This window comes from Micromonospora haikouensis (genome assembly GCF_000876225.1).
GTDB lineage: Bacteria > Actinomycetota > Actinomycetes > Mycobacteriales > Micromonosporaceae > Micromonospora > Micromonospora haikouensis.
The window spans coordinates 470,410-492,711 of record NZ_JXSX01000003.1 but is presented as its reverse complement, the minus strand read 5'-3'; the positions used below and the strand labels follow the sequence as shown (position 1 = coordinate 492,711).

At 74.2% G+C, this 22,302-nt stretch carries 16 protein-coding genes and 1 pseudogene; 8 read left to right on the top strand and 9 right to left on the bottom strand.

Annotation, left to right across the window (positions count from 1 at the left end; all coding sequences use genetic code 11):
- Positions 1 to 125: 125 nt before the first annotated feature.
- The 3 genes from TK50_RS23830 (at position 126) to TK50_RS23820 (ending at position 5,027) form a co-directional block, all read left to right on the top strand.
- On the top strand, positions 126 to 1,181 hold the full coding sequence (locus TK50_RS23830; RefSeq protein WP_043967279.1) for an AAA family ATPase: 1,056 nt from the start codon (positions 126 to 128) through the stop codon (positions 1,179 to 1,181).
- 2 nt (positions 1,182 to 1,183) lie between these two features.
- Positions 1,184 to 2,482, top strand: a complete 1,299-nt coding sequence (locus tag TK50_RS23825; RefSeq protein WP_043969305.1) for a DUF58 domain-containing protein — start codon at positions 1,184 to 1,186, stop codon at positions 2,480 to 2,482.
- 67 nt (positions 2,483 to 2,549) lie between these two features.
- Complete coding sequence (locus TK50_RS23820) at positions 2,550 to 5,027, top strand: transglutaminase TgpA family protein (protein WP_043967277.1); 2,478 nt, start codon at positions 2,550 to 2,552, stop codon at positions 5,025 to 5,027.
- An 8-nt stretch (positions 5,028 to 5,035) separates the two neighbouring features.
- On the opposite strand, the gene TK50_RS23815 is transcribed toward TK50_RS23820, so the two are convergent.
- Positions 5,036 to 6,250 (bottom strand): helix-turn-helix domain-containing protein, encoded by a 1,215-nt coding sequence (locus TK50_RS23815; RefSeq protein WP_043969304.1) that lies wholly within the window; start codon positions 6,248 to 6,250, stop codon positions 5,036 to 5,038.
- A 346-nt stretch (positions 6,251 to 6,596) separates the two neighbouring features.
- Between TK50_RS23815 and TK50_RS23810 the strand changes: the two genes are divergently transcribed.
- The 4 genes from TK50_RS23810 (at position 6,597) to TK50_RS23795 (ending at position 9,795) form a co-directional block, all read left to right on the top strand.
- Positions 6,597 to 7,436, top strand: coding sequence for a helix-turn-helix domain-containing protein (locus TK50_RS23810; RefSeq protein ID WP_043967275.1), 840 nt, complete (start codon positions 6,597 to 6,599; stop codon positions 7,434 to 7,436).
- Complete coding sequence (locus tag TK50_RS23805) at positions 7,433 to 7,612, top strand: DUF397 domain-containing protein (protein ID WP_043967274.1); 180 nt, start codon at positions 7,433 to 7,435, stop codon at positions 7,610 to 7,612. The genes TK50_RS23810 and TK50_RS23805 overlap by 4 nt, the downstream gene beginning before the upstream one ends.
- 731 nt (positions 7,613 to 8,343) lie before the next feature.
- Positions 8,344 to 8,859, top strand: a complete 516-nt coding sequence (locus tag TK50_RS33825; protein WP_144420374.1) for a hypothetical protein — start codon at positions 8,344 to 8,346, stop codon at positions 8,857 to 8,859.
- Positions 8,860 to 8,886: 27 nt separating this feature from the next.
- Complete coding sequence (locus TK50_RS23795; protein ID WP_144420373.1) at positions 8,887 to 9,795, top strand: hypothetical protein; 909 nt, start codon at positions 8,887 to 8,889, stop codon at positions 9,793 to 9,795.
- A gap of 272 nt (positions 9,796 to 10,067) precedes the next feature.
- Here TK50_RS23795 and TK50_RS23790 read toward each other — a convergent pair whose 3' ends face one another.
- The 8 genes and pseudogenes from TK50_RS23790 to TK50_RS23755 all read right to left on the bottom strand — a co-directional run bounded on the left by TK50_RS23790 (position 10,068) and on the right by TK50_RS23755 (position 20,796).
- Complete coding sequence (locus TK50_RS23790) at positions 10,068 to 10,466, bottom strand: DUF3040 domain-containing protein (RefSeq protein ID WP_043967266.1); 399 nt, start codon at positions 10,464 to 10,466, stop codon at positions 10,068 to 10,070.
- Positions 10,467 to 10,581: 115 nt separating this feature from the next.
- Complete coding sequence (locus TK50_RS23785) at positions 10,582 to 11,841, bottom strand: DNA polymerase IV (protein ID WP_043967265.1); 1,260 nt, start codon at positions 11,839 to 11,841, stop codon at positions 10,582 to 10,584.
- A gap of 59 nt (positions 11,842 to 11,900) precedes the next feature.
- On the bottom strand, positions 11,901 to 13,121 hold the full coding sequence (locus TK50_RS23780; protein WP_043967264.1) for an alkaline phosphatase family protein: 1,221 nt from the start codon (positions 13,119 to 13,121) through the stop codon (positions 11,901 to 11,903).
- Positions 13,118 to 13,885 (bottom strand): methyltransferase domain-containing protein, encoded by a 768-nt coding sequence (locus TK50_RS23775; protein ID WP_043967263.1) that lies wholly within the window; start codon positions 13,883 to 13,885, stop codon positions 13,118 to 13,120. The genes TK50_RS23780 and TK50_RS23775 overlap by 4 nt, the downstream gene beginning before the upstream one ends.
- Before the next feature lie 65 nt (positions 13,886 to 13,950).
- Entirely contained in the window at positions 13,951 to 17,424 is a 3,474-nt protein-coding gene (locus tag TK50_RS23770; RefSeq protein ID WP_043967262.1) for an error-prone DNA polymerase, read from the bottom strand.
- A gap of 105 nt (positions 17,425 to 17,529) precedes the next feature.
- Positions 17,530 to 19,329, bottom strand: a complete 1,800-nt coding sequence (locus tag TK50_RS23765) for a DNA polymerase Y family protein (RefSeq protein WP_043967261.1) — start codon at positions 19,327 to 19,329, stop codon at positions 17,530 to 17,532.
- Between the two features lie 137 nt (positions 19,330 to 19,466).
- Positions 19,467 to 20,243: pseudogene (locus tag TK50_RS23760) on the bottom strand (hypothetical protein); the annotation flags it as partial.
- 103 nt (positions 20,244 to 20,346) lie between these two features.
- Positions 20,347 to 20,796: an SAV_6107 family HEPN domain-containing protein gene (locus tag TK50_RS23755; protein WP_043967260.1), complete on the bottom strand. Its 450-nt coding sequence runs from the start codon at positions 20,794 to 20,796 to the stop codon at positions 20,347 to 20,349.
- Between the two features lie 423 nt (positions 20,797 to 21,219).
- On the opposite strand from TK50_RS23755, the gene TK50_RS23750 reads away from it, so the two are divergent.
- Positions 21,220 to 22,203 (top strand): EamA family transporter, encoded by a 984-nt coding sequence (locus TK50_RS23750; RefSeq protein ID WP_199486133.1) that lies wholly within the window; start codon positions 21,220 to 21,222, stop codon positions 22,201 to 22,203.
- Positions 22,204 to 22,302: the final 99 nt, after the last annotated feature.

Genomic DNA, 22,302 nt, shown 5'->3' with positions numbered 1-22,302 from the left:
CAAACATGGTTAGCCTGAGAGGCCAGTGAGATTTCTGCGGCAGACGAGGCTCTCCCGTCGCGAACCCAACGGCGGGTCCAGGTGCTCTTAACAGAGCTGCCGTCGTGGCGACGAGGAGGAGGCCCGTGACACAACAGACCTGGGACGAGGTGGGCGGTCTGCTGCCGCACGACGAGTTCCGCGCCGCCAGCGAGGCCATCGTGGCCAACATCGAGCAGGTCATCGAGGGCAAGACGGCCACCGTCCGGCTCGCCCTGGCCGTCCTGCTCGCCGAGGGCCACCTCCTCATCGAGGACGTCCCGGGCGTCGGCAAGACCAAGCTGGCGAAGGCCCTCGCCCGGTCGATCGACTGTTCGGTACGGCGCATCCAGTTCACCCCCGACCTGCTGCCCAGCGACGTCACCGGCGTCAGCGTCTACAACCAGGAGACGCACGACTTCGAGTTCCGCCCCGGCGCGGTCTTCGCCAACCTCGTCGTCGGCGACGAGATCAACCGGGCCTCGCCGAAGACCCAGTCCGCCCTGCTGGAGTGCATGGAGGAGCGGCAGGTCACCGTCGACGGGGTCACCTACCAGCTGCAGACCCCGTTCATGGTGATCGCGACCCAGAACCCGATCGAGATGGAGGGGACCTACCCGCTGCCCGAGGCGCAGCGCGACCGGTTCACCGCCCGCATCGCGATGGGCTACCCGGGGCCGGAGGCCGAGCTGGCCATGCTGGACGGGCACGGCGCGGCCGACCCGTTGCAGGAGCTGCGGCCGGTCTCCGACGCCGACACGGTGCGCCGGCTCATCGCCACCGTCCGCGAGGTGCACGTCGCCGACGCCGTGAAGCAATATGCGGTGGACCTGGTCACCGCCACCCGGGAGGCCCCCGACCTGCGGCTGGGCGCGTCGCCCCGGGCCACCCTCCAGCTGCTGCGCACCGCCCGCGCCGTCGCCGCCCTGGAGGGGCGCGACTACGTCCTCCCCGACGACCTGCAGGCGCTCGCGGTGCCGGTGCTCGCCCACCGGATCATCCCGACCGCCGACGCGCAGCTCGCCCGGCGCACCACCGACGCGATCGTCGCCGAGCTGGTGCACCGGCTGCCGCTGCCGCACGACCGCCAGCGTTCCCCGTACGACAACCGGCCCGCCGCCGACGGCAACGGCCGCGCCCCGTACGAGCCGCGGAGGCGGTGAACGTGCGCGACGGGCTCCGGGGCCTGACCACCCGCGGCCGCTCGTTCCTGGCCGCCGCGCTCGCCGCGGCGGTCTCCGCCGTCATCCTCGGCGAGAAGGACCTGCTCCGGGTGGCCGTGCTGCTCGCCGTCCTGCCGCTGCTCGCCGCCGCGTACGTGGGGCGCAGCCGCTACAAGCTGGCCTGCAACCGGTCGCTGGACCCGCACCGGGTGCCGGTCGGGGCCAGCTCCCGGGTGGTGCTGCGGTTGCAGAACATGTCCCGCCTGCCCACCGGCACGCTGCTGCTGGAGGACCGGCTGCCGTACGCCCTGGGCAGCCGGCCCCGGGTGGTGCTGGAGCGGCTCGGCGCGCACCAGGCCAGCTCCGTGGCGTACACGGTCCGCGCGGACGTGCGCGGCCGGTACGAGGTGGGCCCGCTGGTGGTCCGGCTCACCGACCCGTTCGGGCTGTGCGAGCTGACCCGGTCGTTCCCCAGCGTCGACCAGCTCACGGTGATCCCGCAGGTCACCCCGCTGCCCTCGGTCCGGCTCCCCGGCGAGTACGCGGGCAGCGGCTCCAGCCGCGCCCGGTCCGTGGCGGTGCACGGCGAGGACGACGCGGCGACCCGGGAGTACCGGATGGGCGACGACCTGCGCCGGGTGCACTGGAAGTCGACGGCCCGCACGGGCGAGCTGATGGTCCGCCGCGAGGAGCAGCCCTGGGAGAGCCGGGCGACGGTGGTGCTGGACACCCGGGGCTACGGCCACCGGGGCGACGGCCCCACGGCGAGCTTCGAGTGGGCGGTCTCCGCGGCGGCCAGCATCGCCGTGCACCTGCGCCAGGCCGGCTACAAGCTGCGCCTGGTCACCGGCGACGGCGCGGACGTCGACGCCACCGAGGCCGCCGGGGACGGGCTGCTGCTCGACCAGCTCGCCGAGGTCCGCCTCGACCCGCGCGGCGACATCACCACGCTGGTGCGGCAGGTCCGCCAGCGCGGCGACGGCGGCCTGATCATCGGCCTGTTCGGCGCGGTGAGCACCGCGGAGGCGGAGCTGCTCGCCGGCCTGCGCGGCAACGGCGCGACCTGCGTCGGCTTCCTGCTGGACAGCTCCACCTGGCTCCACCTCGCGCCCCGGGCCCGGGCCGAGGCCGACCACGCGCACGGTGCCGCCGCGCTCGCCCTGCTGCAGAGCGGGTGGCGGGTCGTCGGGGTCGACCACGGCGCGCGGCTGCCCGCGCTGTGGCCGCAGGCCGGCCGGGGCTCGCAGGGGTTCGCCCTGCGGGCCGCGCTGGCCGAGACCGTGGCCGGCGGCGTCAAGTGACGATCCGCCGGGTCGGGCGCACGTGCCGGCCCGCCCCGGCGGGAAGATGACCCCGAAAGGCTCCCCCGTGACCGCGACCCGCAACCTCGGCTTCGTGGCCGCCGCCGCGACCCTGCTGGCGGCCGCCCCGCTGTCGGCCATCTTCGAGCGCTGGACCTGGCTCATCCAGGCGGCCATCGCGGTCACGGTGGTCGCCGGGGTGGCCGCGCTGACCCGGCTGGTCCGGGCCCCGCTGTGGGGGCAGGTGCTGGGCATGCTCGGCGGGTTGACGCTCGCGCTGGCCTGGCTCTTCCCCGCCGGCACCGAGCTGGTGGCGTTCCTGCCGACGCCGAGCACGTTCGCCCACTTCGGCGAGCTGCTGAGCGCGTCCGTGGTGGACATGCGCTCGTACGGGGTGAAGGTGCCCGACACCGACCCGCTGCTGTTCGTCAGCGTGCTCGGCATCGGCGGGGTGGCCGTGGTGGTGGACGTGCTCGCCGTCGGCCTGCGCCGGCCGGCGCTGGCCGGGCTGCCGATGCTGGCCATCTACTCGGTGCCCGTCGCCGTCTACGTCGACAGCGTCCCCGCCGTGCCGTTCGTGGTCGGCGCGGCCGGCTACCTGTGGCTGCTGGTCACCGACAACGTCGACCGGGTCCGCCGGTTCGGCCGCCGGTTCACCGGCGACGGCCGCGACGTCGACGTGTGGGAGTCCTCGCCGTTGGCCGCCGCCGGGCGGCGGCTCGCCGTGGTCGGGGTGGTGCTGGCGGTGGCGCTGCCGCTGGCGGTGCCGGGGATGACCGGTGGCCTGCTCAACGCCGTGGGCGCCGGGACCGGCACCGGGTCGGGCAACGGCCAGGGCGGCAACCCGGGCCGCATCGACCTCTTCGCCTCGCTGAGCGGGCAGCTCAACCAGTCCGAGGTCTACGAGATGGTCACGGTGACCACCAACGAGCCGAACCCGTTCTACCTGCGCTACGGCGTCGCCGACGAGCTGCGGCCCGACGGCTTCCGGGTGCGCAACCCGACCGGCCGGCCCGTCACCCGGGACCTGCCCGACCCGACCCAGCGCTCCGGCACCGGCAACGGCGTCGAGCGGACGCGGTACCAGGCCACCGTGGAGGTCTCGAAGAACCTCAACATGCCGCTGTTGCCCGCCTACGCCGAGCCGGTGCGCACCGTGGAGCTCAGCGGCAACTGGCTCTACGACCCGAACCAGCAGGTGGTCTTCTCCAACCGGGAGAACTCCCGCGGCAAGCGCTACTCGTTCGACTACGTCCGGTCGACGTACACCCCGACGGCGCTGCGGCGGGCCCCGTCGCTGCCGTCGGACCACCCGATCCGGCTCCAGCAGACCGCCACCCCGCCGGTCGAGCAGGTCGACACCCTGGTCGCCGACCTGGTGCGGGGCCGCAGCACCGACTACGACAAGGTCCGGGCGATCTACGACCACTTCTCGGCGGACAACGGCTTCACCTACAGCCTGACCACGAAGGGCGGCACCAGCGGCCAGGACATCGTCGACTTCCTCAACAACAAGGCCGGCTTCTGCCAGCAGTACGCGGCGGCGATGGCGTGGCTGGTCCGGTCGGCCGGCATCCCGGCCCGGGTGGCGTTCGGCTTCACCAACGGCACCGGCCGCACCGACGAGGGGTACGTGCTGACCAACCGCAACCTGCACGCCTGGACGGAGGTCTACTTCGACGGGATGGGCTGGGTGCCGTTCGACGCCACCCCGGCGTACGGGGTGCAGGGCTCGACCCGCTCGGCGTGGGCCCCGGACACCGACGCGCCGGAGCCGGCGGCCACCGAGCCGGGCGCCCCGGCCGCCCCCGACGACTCGGAGGCGGCGCCGGAAGCCACCGACCCGGACGCCGCCGACCAGGACACCGACGCCGGCCTGGCGGTCGGGGCGAACGATCCGACCCGGCAGGCCCCGGTGTGGCCCTGGTGGACGGCCGGTGCGCTGGCGCTGCTGGCCCTGCTCGCCGCGCCGGCGCTGCTGCGGATGGCGCTGCGCCGCCGGCGGGCCGCCCGGCCGGCGGTGACGCTCGCACCGGCCACGGTGGACGCCGGCGCGGGCCCGGCCGGCGAGGCGGGGCGACCGGTCACGGTGGTGCTGGACCCCGACCGGGCGCGGGCGGACGCGCATGCCGCCTGGGACGAGCTGCTCGACACCCTGGTCGACTACCGGGTCCGGGTGGACCGGACGGAGACGCCGCGGGCGACCGCCGAGCGCCTCGTCACCGAGGCCGTCGGTGAGGACGCCTCCGCCGCCACGGCGGTGCGGCTGCTGGGCCGCGCCGAGGAACTGGCCCGGTACGCCCGCGCCCCGCTCGCGGGCGGGGAGCTGCACCCGGCGCTGCGCGCCGTCCGGAGCGCGCTCGCCACCCGGACCGACCGGCGGACGCGGCTGCTGGCGGCGGTGCTGCCGCCGTCGGTGCTGCTGCGCTGGCGCACCGCGCTGGGCAACGCGTCCTCCCGGCTGGTGGCCAGGACGGGCGACGCCCGGTACCGGCTGCTGCGCTGGAGCCCGCGCCGCCTGCTGGCCACCCGCACGGGCCGCTGACCCCCTGATCAGACAACTACGCCCATCTCGTCGGCCAAGCGCAGGACGTCGAAGCCAGGTGCCGCCGACCGGCGCAGAAGGGCGGCAAGCAGGTCGTGGCCCTGCCGGCGGTGGCGAACCTCCGCCTTTGCCGCCCGGTCGGCGCCCACTATCGCCTGGCCAGCAGCTTTCAGGTCGCCCACCTGCATGAACCCGTTCGCCGCGTCAAGCAGGTAGGCAGCCCGATGCTCGGGGGGCAACCGTCGAAATGCGGTGGCGTTGACGAGCCGCTGATGGACGACGAGATCAAGTACGCCAGGATCGAGTTCGATCGTCGCCACCACACGGGCCAACGCGACGGTGACCGGGCCAAAGACGGTCCGATAATGGTCTTGCCCGTCACCGATGATCGCCGCCGCCCTACCAGCCCGGTCGAGCAGATCGGCGACGCTGTCGGCGTGCCCAAGGCCAGCAGCGCCCCGGGCGGCCACGAGGAGCAGCGTTCCGTATACCGACAGAGCATCGGCAGGAGCGTCGAGCGGACCTGACGGGACGATCCGGTGGGCCAGCGCGATTCCGATCTCCATGGCGAGCCGGGCCTGCCCCTGGGCGAGCAACACGCGCCCAAGCTGGGCGGCGCAGGCACCCACCAAGAGCTGGTCGTCGGCATGCTGGCTCGCGGCCAGCGCCCGGTCCGCCGCCACCCAGGCCAGATCGTTGATGTCGGCCTTGCTTAGCACGATCGAGGCAATCTGGTACGCCTCGGCCAAGCGCTGTACGGCTTCCGGGGCAGCCGGGTCAGCCGTCCGAACCTGCTGTGCCCCGCATAGCAGCTTTGGCAGCGACCGGATCAGGTCGAGGTACTTGGCGTGTTGGCAGGCCAGCCAGGCGTGGTCGACGGCTTTGGCCAGATCCCCGAGGGTAGGCACGGAATGATCGGGCCAGAGTTGGACCGGCCCCCAACGAACCAGAACAGCCCGGACCTCGTCGATGTTGGCCCGGCCCAGTAGCTCGTCCGAGCTTGCCTCCCGCTTGGTCTCCTTGCTGAGCAACAGTCGTAGATCAACCCGGAGCCCATCAGCGACGGCCTGCAGACTGGACAACTTGTCCAGCCTGCGGACACCCCGCTCTACCTTGTCGACCCAACTCTTCGACTTGCCGATCGCGTCGGCAAACTGCTGCTGCGACATGCTTCTCCGCCCACGCCAGTAGGCAACCCTGCGACCGATCGGCAGCTCGTGCACCGACGACTCCCGGGCGGTCACCCCTCCTCACCCGGCCAGTGCCCTCGCTTGATCGGGATGCGATGTCTCACCCGGCACGGCAGGTCGCGGCCACACCGGCACGTCACCCGCTTGAGGATGCAGTTCCACGCCGGCCCGTGTCGGCGAGCCAGGGTCAGGGCCACAGCCGCGATGAACTGGTCGTAGGTGATGCGTCGAGGCATGACCCGTCCCCTCATCTTCGCACGCAACATACCGCTTCAGTCTTTTTGCGCGCGCACTTTGTAGGGGGCAACGAGTCACATCCGTTGACGACACGCCCGCATCGGCGGGCTAGCGAGAACGGGAGGCGAGGCAAGATGGCGCCATGCAGAGCCCGACGTTCCTGCGGTTTCAACTTGGCGCGCACCTCCGGCGAGCGCGCGAGAAGGCCGACGTGACCACCGAACAGGCAGCTAAGATCATCGAGGTCTCTCCGAGCACCCTGCGCCGCATCGAGCAAGGCCGGGTCGGCCTCAAGGGACCCGCGTTGAACGCGCTGCTTGACCGGTACGGCATCACCGACGCCGAACTACGCGAGACGTTGCTGTCCATGGCGCGAAGTGGCAAGCAGCGTGGCTGGTGGGCGAAGTACGGCGACCTGCCGAACTCTTACCGGCAGTACATCGGGCTCGAATCTGCGGCGGCCGAGATCCAGAACTTCGAGACCTTGGTGGTACCCGGCCTGCTGCAGACCACCGACTACGCCCGCGCAATCACCATCGCTGACGCATCCCAGCCAACTCCCCAGGCGGTGGAGGAACGAGTTGCCGTCCGGATGGAGCGACAGAAGCTGCTGACCGAAGAGCGCCTACGCCTTGCGACAGTCATCGACGAGGCAGTCCTGCATCGCCAGATCGGCGGGCCCGAGGTCATGCAGACCCAACTCACGGCGCTACTCGATGCCCAGAAGCGATGGAACGTCACTGTCCAGGTCATCCCCTTCCGCGAGGGCGCCTACGCCTCGATGCTGTCGAGCTTCCACATCCTGAGCTTCACCGAAGGCCCAGGGGTGGTCTACATCGAAGGATTGACCGGTGACCTCTACGCTGAAGGCGAGGAGGTACAGAGGTGCACTCGGGTCTTCAACAGCCTGCGGGCTGCCGCCCTGTCGCCTACTGCCTCAACTGGGATCATCAAGAAGCATCTTGACAAGGAGACGCGATGAGGGCGTTGGACGACCAGTGGCGCACCAGCACCCGCAGCGGCGGCAACGGTGCTTGCGTAGAGGCCCGGTACACCGACCACAGCGCCCAGGTGCGCGACAGCAAGGACCGGCAGGGGCCGGTGCTGTCGTTCAGCCCGTCCGCTTGGACCTCATTTGTCGACGCGCTCAAGCGCTGACGCTTTTCATTGGCCACACGGAGTTCTTCCTTCTCTGACATTGATTTCGCGTTGGAGCTACGACTTTACGGGAAGAGGGTTACTTCTGTGGCAATGCCGCCAAAGCTGCACCTTGAAGCGAGCTGCGGTGCGTTCGAATGCGACTTCAAGCTGCGGCTGATCGCAGCCGTGTCGGCGATCCATACGGCATTGAGGCGCAGAAGCTAGGCCGCTCTCGCGCAGCGACCCATCAGCCTCGGAAAGGCAATCAACCTCGACGCAACACGCTGCGCAGCGCACTGGAGAATCATCCGCAAACATCCAACCAGCAAAGGCTCATCGCGTGCACCCGTCACTCCGTGCCAGAGAAAGCCATAAGTTGGACTGCCACGCTGTCGGCTGACCCGCGCGACTACGAAACCCACCCTGCCGCCCTTGTAATTAATGATCCACTGAGGTGCCCCTGCCAGCATGCCGACCACCTCATTCGAGGCATACTCCCACCCGCCAACAACGCTGCGCCTCCACGAATGCGAGCAACAAAATATACCAAACACTCTCCAACCTTGAAGAGCCGGACTTCGCTTGACACCCCATGATGGGCGTGAATCACCAGCTCACACAGCCAGGGATCCTTGCTCATCATTTCCTCTCAATACAACACGTGACTTTGAGGTACGCTGCTCTCTTGACGGAACCCCACACATGTCGCCTTGCCATGCAGAGGTAGGAAGCACTTGTCTGTTCACACCATGCGCCACCGGCTCGCCGCGACAGCAGTTGCTGTACTCGGCGCAGCCGCCTGCCTGGTTGTCGCTAGTCCCGCCCAGGCCGCGTCCGGATACCTGTACGTTGGCCCATCACCCTCATATGGGTTCTACAACCAGAACGACACGTCCGATCTGCTGCGCGTGATGGCCAACCCGACCGGTGCCGTGCCCAGCGGCAAGTGCCTGGACATGTGGTACGACTGGAACCGCGAAGGCAGTCACTACGACGCACGCATGGCGCGCTCCTGCCGGCCGGCCTTCTCACGCGACAGCGGCAACACGTACGAGTCCACTGACGTGTCCGGTTTTAACAAGCTCTTTAGCTGCTACGGCAACAACAACGCGACCACCAGCGGTACTTGTGAGGTGACGATCGGCGCGCCGTCCTCGGTCCTCCCCAGCATTCCGAACAACTGCACCCGCTCATGGTGGCTGACCTCCAGCGGCACATACCAGTACGACCCGGGCGGCTCCTCGTCGACCTCCTGCTCGTCCTGACCAATCATGAAAGGAGCCACCCGCCCGATGACCAACCGTCCCCGTCGCATGGCTGCAGCGGCCGCCGTCACCCTCGTTGCACTGACCGGCTGCGCGCAGCCCGGAGCGCCCGCCGCCGCACCGGCCGGCGTCGATGCCGCAACCCTGCTGTCTACTGTGCTCGACCAGGTGTACGGCACGCCGCAACAACGTCAGGCCGGCCAGGAACGGATGTGGCTCACAATGCAGTCCGCAATCGCCGCCTGTGCTCTTGCCAAGGGCGTCGTATACGGCGTCACCCCGTACCAACCGATGCGACCACCCACCGAGCCCGCCCCCGGAGATCTGCTCGGATTCGCTCCGCAGCGCGCCGACTTCGGAGTAGCCGCCCGTATCGAGATGCTGGCCAGGAGGGGCGAGACTCCGAACCCGGGCCTGCCCGCCGCAGCGGACGCCCAGGGTGGCTGGTTCACCACCGTTGAGTCCTGCCAAGGCGCGGCCACCGCCGGGGAAAGGCTCAGCGTCCCCGACGGACAGGAGGAGCTGGAGGCCAAGCTGGTGGACCTGCTCGGCCAAGTCCAGCAACAGGTCGCACCAGACCTGCCCGGCCAGTACGCCAACTGCATGAAGACGGCCGGGATCGACGCCGGCGACCTGTCCGAGGCGTACATGAAGGTCGAACAAAAGTTCCCGCCCGTATCGTTCGAAAGTCCGTCGGACCCAACCGCCCTTCCAGAATGGGCGGACGCCGTCGCATTCGAGAAGAAGGTCGCCGCCGCCGACTGGGCCTGCCGTGAATCGCGGGTAGGCGAGGTCATTGAGGCCGCCGCAGCCGACCTGCAGCAGTTCACCACCACCAACGCCACCCGACTCACTCAGGTCGCCGACGGCTGGAACGCGATGCCCGGCCTGGCGCAGACCCTGCGCGTCACCATCAAGACAACCACCGCGAAGTAGTCCCAGCGAACACGGCGCGGCAGCACGCCCTGAGTGGGCAGGGGGCCGCGCCGTCGCCGGGGCGCAGCGGCTGCCAGCGGCTTTTCACTGCTAGACCCGTGAACTGGTCGAACGGCCATCGGCGGCACAGACAGAAGAAGCCGGCCTGCTCCAGGGCACCGTGAAGGCCCGCACGCACCGGTGCGGGCAGGAAGCAGCGGCCCGCCGTCGGCGGGCCGGATCAGCGTGGTCCCGCCGGGCCGGCGGGACCGAGGATCAGCGGTGGAACCGGGTCAGCGGTGCCCCTCCGGGCGCTGCCGCCACCGGTCCTCCATCCGATCCACGAACGACGACCGCCGGCCGGACCGCCCGCGCGGGCGGCGTCGGCTGGTGGTCGTCCCCCCGACCACGTGCAGGTCGGGGGACTGCGCCTTGCGGTGCGACTGCACCGCGTACGCCGCCGAACCCAGCATGATGACGAAACCCACCACCGCGAGCGGTGGGGTCTTGATCACCGCACCGTAGACCAGTAGAGCCAGGCCAACGATGATCGCGCCGGCAGCGACGAGCAGACGACGCCGCGCGTGGAAGCGCGGATCGCTGGCACGCACGGCCGAGGCGAATTTTGGGTCCTCGGCAAGCGACCGCTCGATCTGCTCGAACAGCCGCTGCTCGTGCTCCGAGAGCGGCACGGCACTCCTCCCCGGTCACGCTGGTCGGCCCGGTCGGACCGACAGACCGTGGCAGCCAACCGGCTGCTTAACGACAAGTCTACGAGGGGGGTCGCGCGTCGGAAAGCGGGACGACCTATGGGCGGGGCGGATTTTCGTTTCGCCCGGGATCGCGCCGGCCGAGCAGGCTCGCCGGACCTATGACGGAACGCCCGAATCGGGCGGCGGCGGCGTCCGCCACGGCCTCCGCCTCCCGCCAGCCGCGCTCGGGAGCGCCCAGCGTCAGCTGCTGCGGCGTCTCGCCCGCCGGGGCGAGACCCTCCATCCGCACCCCGACGAGGCGAATCCGCTCACCGGGGTCGAGGACGGTGTAGAGGGCCCACGCCGTGTCGAACATCTCCCGCGCCGTGTCGGTCGCCACGTCGAGGGTGCGGGACCGGCTGACCGTGCGGAAGTCTGCCGTGCGCACCTTGATCGACACCGTGCGGCCGACCTGCCCGGCCCGGCGCAGCCGGGCGCCGACCTTCTCGGCGAGGGCGAGCAGGGCCCGGCGGATCTCCAGCGGGTCGGCCACGTCCGCGTCGAACGTCACCTCCGCGCCGATCGACTTCTCCACCTGCTCGGGGCTGACCCGGCGCGGGTCGCGCCCCCAGGCCAGCTCGTGCAGGTGGGCCGCGGCGGCCTCGCCGAGCGCCTTGCGGAGCATGCCGCGCGGCGCCTCGGCCAGGTCGCCGATGGTGGCCAGACCGAGCCGGCGCAGCGTCTCGGCGGAGCGCTCCCCCACGCCCCACAGGGCGTCGACCGGCAGGGGGCGCAGGAAGTCGAGCACCCGGTCGGCCGGCACCACGAGCAGCCCGTCGGGCTTGGCCCGGGTGGAGCCGAGCTTGGCCACGAACTTGCTCGGCGCGACCCCCACCGAGCAGGTCAGCCCCTGCTCCTCGGCGACCCGGGCGCGGATGCCGCGGGCGATCTCGGCGGGCGGCCCGAACAGCCGGCGGGCCCCGGCCACGTCGAGGAACGCCTCGTCGAGCGAGAGCGGCTCGACCAGCGGGGTGACGTCCCGCAGGATCTGCATCACCGCCCGGGAGGCCGCCGTGTACTGCGCGAAGTCGGGCGGCAGGTAGACCGCGTGCGGGCACAGCGCCCGGGCCCGCATGATCGGCATGGCGCTGCGGACGCCGTACCGGCGGGCCTCGTAGCTGGCGGCGCTGACCACGCCGCGCGGGCCGACCCCGCCGACCACGACGGGCCGGCCCCGCAGCTCGGGGCGGCGGCGCACCTCGACCGAGGCGTAGAAGGCGTCCATGTCGACGTGCAGGATCGGGCTGCCGGAGTCGTCGCCGTCGGGCCCGAAGCGCGGGTCGCCGCCGCGCGGCAACGACTGACTGCGACCCATGCCCGCAGGCTAGCCCCCGGGTACGACACGCCGCGGCCCCCGGGGCCGCGCCGCCAGGATCAGCCGCGCACCACCAGCAGCGGGATCGTCATCTCGGCGGCCGTGTCCGACCCGTGGTAGGCCACCAGGCGGGAGTCCATGGGATGCTCCGAGCGGGTGGCGACCACGGCGGACGTGCCCCGGCAGACCACCACCACGTCGCCGATGCGGCCCAGGTGCGCCTCGGGCACCGGCCCGAACCAGCCGGTCGCCACCGCCTCCTCGCGGCGCAGCACCCGGGCCGCGTCGCCGAGCACGGCCGACCAGGCGGCCACCACGTCCTCGGCCGCGCCCGGCGCGACGTGCAGGTAGCGGACCCGGGGCTCCCCGGCGAGCACCCGCACCCCGGCCCGCAGCCGGTCGTCGGCGTCGAAGTCGATCCGGTCGGCCTGCGGCACGTCGAGCTGGCCGTGGTCGGCGGTGACCAGCAGCGCGGCGTCCGGCGGCAGCCCGTCGACCAGCCGGGCGAGCAGCGCGTCCACCCCGGTCGCGGCGGCCCGCCACGGCGCCGAGTCGACGCCGGAGAGGTGACCGTGCCGGTCCAGGTCGGGGTGGTAGCCGGAGACCAGGGTCGGCCCGGCCCCGGCGTGCAGCGCGGTCAGCATCGCGGTGGCCAGCGCGGCGGCGTCGGCGGCGCCCCGGTAGTCGCCGCCCCGGTTGGCGGCGAGGGTGAGCCCGCTGCCGGCGTACTCGGGGCGGCTCACCACGGTCACCGCGACCCCGGCGGCGCGGGCGCGTTCGAGCTGGGTGGCGACGGGCTGCCAGCGCAGCGGCTCCGGGTCGCCGGTCCACTCGATGTGGCTGAGCACCCGGTCGGTGTCGGGCACCCGCACCCGGAACCCGAGCACCCCGTGCGCGCCGGGCGCGGCCCCGGTGCCCAGCGTCACCAGGCTGGTCGGGGTGGTCGACGGGAAGCCGCAGGTGAGCGGGCGGCCGACGGTCGCGGCCAGCCCGGCGAGGGTCGGGGCGTGCGGGGCGGCGGTGGGGATCTGGTACCAGCCGAGCCCGTCGACCAGCAGCACCGCGACCCGCCGCACCCCGGCGAGTGCCGGCGTCAGGCCGAGCAGGTCGGCGGCCCCGGGCACGCCGAGCACCGCCAGGGCGCTGGGCAGCACGTCGGCGAGGCTCGCGCCGCCGTAGCGGGGCGGCACCGGGGCCAGCGGATCGGCGGGCGGGCGCGGGGGCGGGACGGCGGCCCTGCGCGCGGGCTCCCCGGGCGGGGGCGGGACGGCGGCGGTCATGCCGGGCGGCGGGCGAAGAGGTGCAGCTGGGCCGCGAGGTCCCGGTACGGCGGCCGGGCGGCCAGGGCCCGCTCCAGCTCGACCACGGCGGCCTGCTGGCCGTCCGCGACGGCGGCGGGGAGGAGGTCGGCCAGGACGCGTACCCCGTGGATCTCCTCGACCGTGAGGCCGGCGGAGGCCAGCAGCGCGGCGGCGCGGTCGGCGTCGTAGCGCCGGCGCAGGGTGTCGCGGGGGCCGGCGGTGCCGGCCGGGTCGGCGGCCAGGGCGGCGGCCACGTCGAGGTGGCCGTTCATCGCCCGGCCGAGCACCGCGGCGGCCTGCCCGGCCACGAGCACGCTCGCCGCGCCGCCCGGGCGCAGCGCGGTGACCAGCGCGGCCACCACGGGCGCGGGGTCGTCGACGACCTCGAGGACGGAGTGGCAGAGCACCAGGTCGACGCTGGCCGGCTCGACCAGCCCGGCGAGGGCGTCGCCGTCGCCCTGCACGGCGCGTACCCGGTCGGCGACCCCGGACTCGGCGGCCCGGCGGGTGAGCGCGGCGAGCGCGTCGGGGCTGGCGTCGACCACGGTGACCCGGTGCCCGGCCTGCGCCAGCGGCACGGCGAAGCCGCCGGTGCCGCCGCCGACGTCGAGGACGGTGAGCCGGTCGCCGGCGCGGCGTTCCAGCTCGGCCCGGAGCACCGACCAGATGACGGCGGTACGGGGGGTCAACGGCGGGCCGGTGAACCGGGCACTGGTCTGCTCCACACGGTCGAGCCTAGTCAGCCCCGGCGGTGTTCACAGGGGGCCCCTGCTCCACCGGAGCCGTCAACAAGGTGCCCCTCCTTTCCTCAGCGGAAGTCGCGGGAGGCCGGGGCGACCGGCGGCTCGATCGGGTCGAGCCGGTCGGCGGTCAGGTTGGTCACCCCCTCGTGCCGCTGCAACCGGCCGCGCACCACCAGCGCGGCGCTGGTGCGCGCCACCTTCCGGTAGCGCTGCCACAGCCCCGGCGAGCAGGTGACGTTGAGCATGCCGGTCTCGTCCTCCAGGTTGAGGAAGGTGACCCCGCCGGCGGTCGCCGGCCGCTGCCGGTGGGTGACGATCCCGCCGACGCGGATCCGCCGGCCCGGCTCCACCCGCCCCAGCCGGGCGATCGGCACCGCGCCGAGGGCGTCGAGCCGGTCGCGCAGGAACCGGGCCGGGTGGCTCTCCGGCGACAGGCCCGTCGCCCAGACGTCGGCGACGAGGCGGTCCACCGCGTCCATGCCGGGCAGCGTCGGCGCGGTCGCGCCGGTCACCGTGCCCGGCAGCCGGCCCGGCCGGTCCTGGGCGGCCGCCCCGGCGGCCCAGAGCGCCTGCCGCCGGGTCAGCCCGAAGCAGGCGAAGGCGTCGGCGGTGGCCAGCGCCTCCAGCTGCGCGGCCGGCAGGCCCACGCGCCGGGCCAGGTCCGGCATGTCGCGGTACGGCCCGTGCGCCGCCCGCTCCGCCTCGATCCGCTCGGCCACCCCGTCGCCGAGGGTACGCACCCCGCCCAGCCCGAGCCGCACCGCCGGACCGCCCAGCCCCCACGCGTGCGGCGGCTCGCCCGGCACGCTGCCCCACCGGGTGTCCGGGGTGGACTCCAGCACGGCCTTCGCGCCGCTGGCGTTGACGTCCGGCCGGCGCACCTCCACCCCGTGCCGCCGCGCGTCGTCCACCAGGGTCTGCGGCGAGTAGAAACCCATCGGCTGGGCGTTGAGCAGCGCGGCCAGGAACGGGCCCGGGTGGTAGCGCTTGAGCCAGGAGCTGGCGTACACCAGGTAGGCGAAGCTCATCGCGTGGCTCTCCGGGAAGCCGTAGCTGGCGAACGCGGTGAGCTTGCGGTAGACGTCGTCGGCCAGCTCGCCGGCGATGCCCCGCTCGGCCATCCCCGCGTAGAGCCGGTCGGCGATCCGCGCCATCCGCTGCACCGACCGCTTCGCCCCCATGGCCCGGCGCAGCTGGTCGGCCTCCGCCGCGTCGAAGCCGGCCAGGTCGATGGCGAGCTGCATGAGCTGCTCCTGGAACAGCGGCACGCCGAGGGTCTTCTCCAGCGCGTTGCGCATCAGCGGGTGCGGGTACGCCACCGGCTCCTGGCCGTTGCGCCGCCGGATGTACGGGTGCACCGAGCCGCCCTGGATCGGGCCGGGCCGGATCAGCGCCACCTCCACCACCAGGTCGTAGAACTCGCGGGGCTTGAGCCGGGGCAGGGTGGCCATCTGGGCGCGGCTCTCCACCTGGAACACCCCCACCGAATCGGCCCGGCAGAGCATGTCGTAGACCTCGGGGTCGTCGAGGGTCATGTCGCCCAGGTCGAGGGTCTCGCCGATCATGTCGTAGCCGTAGTGCAGGGCCGAGAGCATGCCGAGGCCGAGCAGGTCGAACTTGACCAGCCCGACGGCGGCGCAGTCGTCCTTGTCCCACTGCAGCACGCTGCGGCCGGGCATCCGCCCCCACTCCACCGGGCAGACCTCGATCACCGGCCGGTCGCAGATCACCATCCCGCCGGAGTGGATGCCCAGGTGCCTCGGGAACGTCTGCAGCTCGTTCGCGTACGCCACGACCTGCTCGGGGACGTCCTCGGCGTCGACCGCGGCGACCGAGCCCCAGCGGTCGATCTGCTTGCTCCAGGCGTCCTGCTGGCCGGGCGAGAAGCCGAACGCCTTCGCCACGTCCCGCACCGCCGAGCGCGGCCGGTAGGAGATGACGTTGGCGACCTGGGCGGCGTGCTCCCGGCCGTACCGGGCGTAGACGTGCTGGATCACCTCCTCCCGGCGGTCGGACTCGATGTCCACGTCGATGTCGGGCGGCCCGTCGCGCTCCGGGGCGAGGAACCGCTCGAACAGCAGCCGGTGCCGCACCGCGTCCACGTTGGTGATCCGCAGCGCGTAGCAGACCGCCGAGTTGGCCGCCGACCCCCGGCCCTGGCAGTAGATGTCCTGCTCGCGGCAGAACGCGACGATGTCGTAGACCACCAGGAAGTAGCCGGGGAAGCCCAGCTCGTCGATCATCCGCAGCTCGTGGTCGAGCTGCGCGTACGCCTCCGGGTGCGCCCCGGGCGGCCCGTACCGGTCGTGGGCCCCGGCCATGGTCAGCTCGCGCAGCCAGCTCATCTCGGTGTGCCCCGGCGGCACCGGGTACGCCGGCAGCTTCGGCGCGACCAGTTGCAGGTCGAACGCCAGCTCCGCGCCGAACTCGGCGGCCCGCGCCACCGCACCCGGGTACGCGGCGAACCGCGCCGCCATCTCCGCCCCGTCGCGCAGGTGGGCGGTGCCGGCGGCGGGCAGCCAGCCGTCGATCTCGTCGAGGCTGCGCCGGGCCCGCACGGCGGCCAGGGTGGTGGCCAGCCGGCGGCGGCCCGGGGTGGCGTAGTGCACGTTGTTCGTGGCCACCGTGGGCAGCCCGGCGGCGCGGGCCAGCTCGGCGAGCGCGTCGTTGCGGTCGCCGTCGACCGGGTGCCCGTGGTCGGTCAGCTCCACCGCCACCGTCTCCGCGCCGAACAGCGCGGTGAGCCGGTCCAGCTCCCGGGCCGCCGCGTCGACGCCCGCGGTGAGCAGCGCGGCCGGCACGTGCCCCTTGCGGCAGCCGGTGAGCACCAGGACGTGGTCGCGCAGCTCGGCGGCGACCTCCTCCAGCTCCCCGTAGTCGGGGCGACCCTTCTGGCCGCCGCGCAGCTGAGCCCGGGAGATGGTGGCGGCGAGCCGCGCGTATCCCTCGTGGCCGTGGGCGAGCACCAGCAGGTGCGCACCGAGCGGGTCGGGCTCGCCGTTCTGCGGGCCGGGCAGCCCGAGGGACAGCTCCGCGCCGAAGACCGTCGGCAGGTGCAGCGCGCGGGCCGCCTCGGCGAAGCGCACCACGCCGTAGAAGCCGTCGTGGTCGGTGACGGCGAGCGCGGTGAGCCCGAGCCGGGCCGCCTCCTCGGCCAGCTCCTCGGGGTGGCTGGCCCCGTCGAGGAAGCTGAAGTTGCTGTGCGCGTGCAGCTCGGCGTACGGCACGGCACCGCTGCCCGGCCCGCCGCCACCCGGGCCGCCGCCGGTGCGGGGTGGCTCCGGCGGGGTGTACCGGCCCCGGCGGCGGCTCCAGGCGGGGCCGTCGCCCCCGTCGGCGTCGACGGCGAGGGGATCCACCACGGGTGGGTCCACGGCCCACAGGTGCCGCCCGCCCGCGCCGCCCTGCTCTCTGCTCCGACCCGCCTCACCGCCCCGCCCCGTCCCGGCCCGCCCTGACCCGGCCGGACCCGGCCCGGCCCGGCCGGAGAGCACCCACTCCAACTCCCCCCACCCCACGCCGGGATTGTGAAAGCTCACCGCACACCCCGAGCCACGGAGATCTTGGAAGTTTCCGGCCCCTGGAGGGGCCACGAACTTCCAAGATCGGTCGGCGACGGCGGCAGGGTGGGGGTGGGGCGGCGGTCAGTCATAGATGGCCTCCACCAGCCACTGGCCGGACTCGACCGCCAGCAGGAGGGCCGCCCCGTCGGCCAGGCACACCTGGAACCGGGCCCGGCGGCGGGCCTCCGCCGGGGACCACCAGCGCTCGTCCACCGGCCACGGGCCGGCCCAGCCGACGATCTCCACCGGCCGGGCCGCGCCGACGGCCAGCCGCGCCGGGGCGGCGGTGAGCTGGAGCCGCGCGCTGACCCCGACCGGCTCGCCGGCCGCGTCGTGGACGGTCGCGGCAATCGGGGCGGGCAGCACCACGGCCGGCGAGGGCGGCGGCAGCCGACCCGGCCACGGCGGCGACGCGCCCCGCCCCGACGAGGCCGCCCCGCCCCGCCCCGACGAGGCCGCCCCTCCCCGGGTAGGCCCACCGGACCGGTCGAACCCGCCAGCCCCACCGGACCGGTCAGCACCGCCCGGCCCTCCAGCCCCACCGGCCCGGACGGGGCCCACCAACCCGCCGGGGCGGGCAGGGCCGATCGGCTTGCCGACCCGGGCAGGGCCAGCCAACTCGCCGACCCGGGCGGGGCCGGTCTGCTCGCCGGGGCGGGCGGGCAGCCGTTCGTCGCCCCACGGCACCAGCCGCACCTGGTCGTCCGGTGACCGGCCGCCGCCGAGCACCGCGGTGACCACCGCCTCAGGGCCGAGGAGGCCCTGCACCCGGCTCAGCGCCCGGTGCGCCCGCTCACGTTCCTCGCCCGTCTCCCCCCACAGCCCGGGTTGCAGGTCGGCCCGGGCGAGCACCCCGTCGGGCACCAGGCGCAGCCGGATGATCCCGGCCGTCGGGCGGGTCGGGCGGGCACCGGGGCGGCCGGCGCTGCCGGTGAGCCAGCCGTCGAGCTGCCACCGCACCCGGTCGGCGACGGCCGCCGCGGTGAGCAGCCCGTCGTGCCGCCACACGCGGTGCAGCTCCTGGCCGTCGGCGGTGACCGCCTCGATGCCCAGCCGGGTGCAGGCCAGCCCGTGCGCGGCGAGCCGGTCGTGCAGCCGCTCGGCCAGCGCCCGGGCGGCGAAGGCGGCGGCGTCGACCCGGTCGATCGGCTCGTCGTGGTCGGCGGTGACGGCCAGGTCCGCCGGGGGCCGGCGGACGGCCAACGGCCGGTGGTCCCGGCCGGCGGCGAGCCGGTGGGCCAGCGCGCCGTCGAACCCGAACCGGGCCAGCACGTCCCCGGCCGGCAGCGCGGCGAAGCCCCCCAGGGTGCGTACGCCGAGCCGGCGCAGCAGGTCGGCCAGGGCCGGCCGGCCGAGCGCCTCCACCGGCAGGCCCGCCAGGAAGCCGGGGGTGCCGCCGGGGGGCACCACCCGCCCGTCCCGGGCCGCCAGGCCGGCGGCGAACACCCCGTCGGCGATGCCCACCTGGCTCTCCACCGCACAGGTCTGGGCGACGTGCTCGATGATCCGCTCGGCGGCCGCCTCCTCGCCGCCCAGGTAGCGGGCCGGGCCCCGGGCGGCCAGCGCGCAGGCGCCGGGGCGCACCACCTCGACACCGGCGGCCAACTCCTCGACGGCGGCGACCACCGGCTCGAAGGCCCGGGCGTCCCGCCCCGGGTCGTGGTCGACGACGGTCAGCCGGGGGCAGCGCCCCTGCGCCTCCCGCTTGCGCAGGCCCCGGCGGACGCCCTCGGCGCGGGCCGCCTCGGAGCAGGCGACCACCCGGTTGGCGTGCAGCACGGCCACCGCCCCGGTCGCCGGCACCCCGTCGACGAGCTCGGCGGCGAGCACCGGCCAGTCGGGGCACCAGAGCAGCAGCGTCCGCGCCGGCGCATCGGTCACGCCGGGCCGACCACGGTGAGCGCGCCCCGGCGGGGCGGTGCGTCCGACGACGGCGGGACGGCCACCGACGGCGGGACGGCCGACGACAGCGGGGCGGCCGACGACGGCGACGACGACGCGGCGGGCGACGACGACGCGGACGACCGCGGCAACTCGGACGACCGCAGCGCGGCCGACGGCGGCGGGACGGGGCGGAGCCGGCCGGCGGCCGAGCGGCCGGTGGCGGAGACGCCCGACGCGACGGGTGAACGGGGGATGACCCGGGTGAGCGCGTCTCCGGGAAGCCAGACCTTGATCTCCTTGGGCCGGGCCGCCGCGCCCCGCCCCCGGGCGCAGATGGTGACCTCGCGCCGCCGCAGCCGGCCCCGGCCCTGGCCCAGCCCCTCCCAGACGCCCCGGACCACCTGCAGCGTGACGTCCGCGCCGTCCCACCGGCCGTACGGGACGAGCACGCTGCCGCGCTGCCGCGCCCGGGCGGCCAGCCGGTTGGCCACGGAGGCGGAGACGGTGGCCGGCACGGCGGCGACCACCACGTCCACCCCGTCGATCAGGGCGGCGACGACGGTCGGCCAGTCCGGCCCGGGCTGCGGCACCAGGGCGAGCCGGTCCAGGGCGATGCCGGCCTCGGCCGCCGCCCCCGCGCCGAAGGTCGGCACCCCCACCACGGCGCACCACGAGCCGGCCCGGGACGCCTCGGCGAGCAGCGCCAGCACCAGGGAGGTGCCGCCGCTGTGCCGGGGCTGGCCGGCGGCGACCGCGATCGTGCTGCCCCGACGCAGCCCCCGGCTGGGCAGCAGGCCGGTCAGCTCGGCGGCCACCGGCAGCATCCGGTGCGCCCCGGCCGGGTCCGGCGCGCTCGCCGGACGGACCAGGCCGGCCAGTGCGGCGGAACCGACCACCATGCGGCCCGCCATCGGACCTACCCCCTGTCGTGCCTCGCCCGTCGTTGCCGAAGTGCTGTGCCGAAGTGCCGTGCGGAAGTGCCGAAGTGCCGTGCTGGGTGGGTGCCGGTCGCGGTCAGGCGGCGAGGCCGTCGAGCGCCGGCTGGTGGGTCAGCCCGAGGGAGGTCTCCACCACCGTCACGAACTGCTCGGCCGCCCGGAGCAGGTCGTCGGCCTGCCGGGCGCTGACCACGCGGGGGATGCCGGCCTCGGCGGCGGCGCGCTTGCCCGCGCCGGCGGCGAAGTAGGCGGCCCACTCGTCCATCTCGGGGGCGACGGTGCAGAGCAGGACCCAGACGCTGGTGATGCGGTGTCGCCGGGCCGGCGCGGGGCGGGCGCGGGCGGCGAGCACGGCCGCGGCGGCGCGGAGGGCGGCGAGGTGGGCCGCGGCGTAGCGCAGGCCGTCGGGGCGGGTGCGGGCGGCCTCCGCCAGCCCGTGCCGGGCCACCGCGAGGAGCTGGGCCGGGGTGCGGTTCGGCAGCACGTGCGCCGGCACCGTCGGTGGCTGGGCCGAGTTGGTCGGCATGGGCTGTCTCCTCCACGTGGCCGGGGCCGGGCACGGCGGCCGGGGCCGCCGGCACGGGCCGGGTCGGGTGGTGCGGAGGAAGACGCACCGGGTGGGGCCGGCCGGGTGTGGACGCTTCCCCACACCACACCCGGCCGGCGATACCGGCGGGTTCGTCGCCCGCCGCCCGGGGGTCGTGGGCGGCGGGCGACGCGCCTGCCTGACGGGCCCGGACTCGCGACTGCCCGGGACCCAGGTGCGGCCCGCGGAGCCGCACCGCCCGGGGCCGGCGCCGCGAAACACCACCCCGGGTTGTTGGAACGGGCGTTCGAGGCAATCGAACACTCGTTCTAACTACTGCTGACAGTACACCCCGCCCCCGACGAAAACGCAACGTGTGGCGGGCCGGCGTGCCGAAACAGGCGGCGACGCTAGCCTCTGCTGGTGACGACTCCCCGCCCCGCCCTCGGTGTCGCCATGGTGCTCGGCTCGGGAGCCCTGTTCGCCGTCAACGGCACGGTCTCCAAGCTGGTGCTCCGGGCCGGCCTGAACGCGCAGCAGCTGACCCTGCTGCGCGCCCTGGGCGCGGTCGCCATCCTGCTGCTGCTCAGCGTCGCGCTGCGGCCGGGGGCGCGCCGGCTGCGGGTCACCGCCCGGCAGCTGCCGCTGCTGATCGGGTACGGCCTGACCGGCTTCTTCCTGGTGCCGATGCTCTACTTCGTCGCCATCTCCCGGCTGCCGGTCGGGATCGGCCTGCTGTTCGAGTACTCCGCCCCGCTGCTGGTCGCCCTCTGGGCCCGGTTCGGCCAACGGCACCGGGTCCGTCCCCGGCTCTGGGTCGGCCTGGCGCTGAGCCTCGTCGGGCTGGGCTGCGTGGCCGAGGTGTGGGGCGGGCTGCGGCTGGACGGCCTGGGCGTGCTGGCCGGCGTGGGCGCGGCGGTCTTCCTGGCCGGCTACTACGTGCTCGGGGCGCGGGGCGTGCAGGGCCGCGACACCCTGTCGCTGTGCACCTGGGCGTTCGGCGGGTCCGCCGTGGCCGGGCTGCTCACCCGGGCGGTCACCGCCGGCACCGGTGGCTGGGAGCCGCTGACCGGCCGCGCCGGGGGCGTGCCGGTCGCGCTGCTCTGCGCGTACGTGGTGGTGCTCGGCTCGGTCGTGCCGTACCTGCTGGTGGCCGGCGCGATGCGGCACCTGCCCGCGACCAGCGTCGGGATCGTCGGCATGGTGGAGCCGGTGCTCGCCGCGGCGGTCGCCTGGGTGGTCATCGGCGCGGGCGAGGCGCTCAACGTCGCCCAGCTCGGCGGCGGCGCGCTGGTGCTACTCGGGGTGGTGCTGGCCGAGACGGCCCGGGCGGCCCCGCCCGGGCAGCAGACCGTGCCGCCCGCGCCCGACGCGGTGGTCACCGGCGCTGCCGCCGCCGGCCGCTGACCGCCGGGATTCTCAGTACGCGCACAGGCTTCGCAAAGGACCGGTCGAGGTCACCGCCGCAGGGTGGACCCATGAACGTCAGCCGTACCGAAACGATCG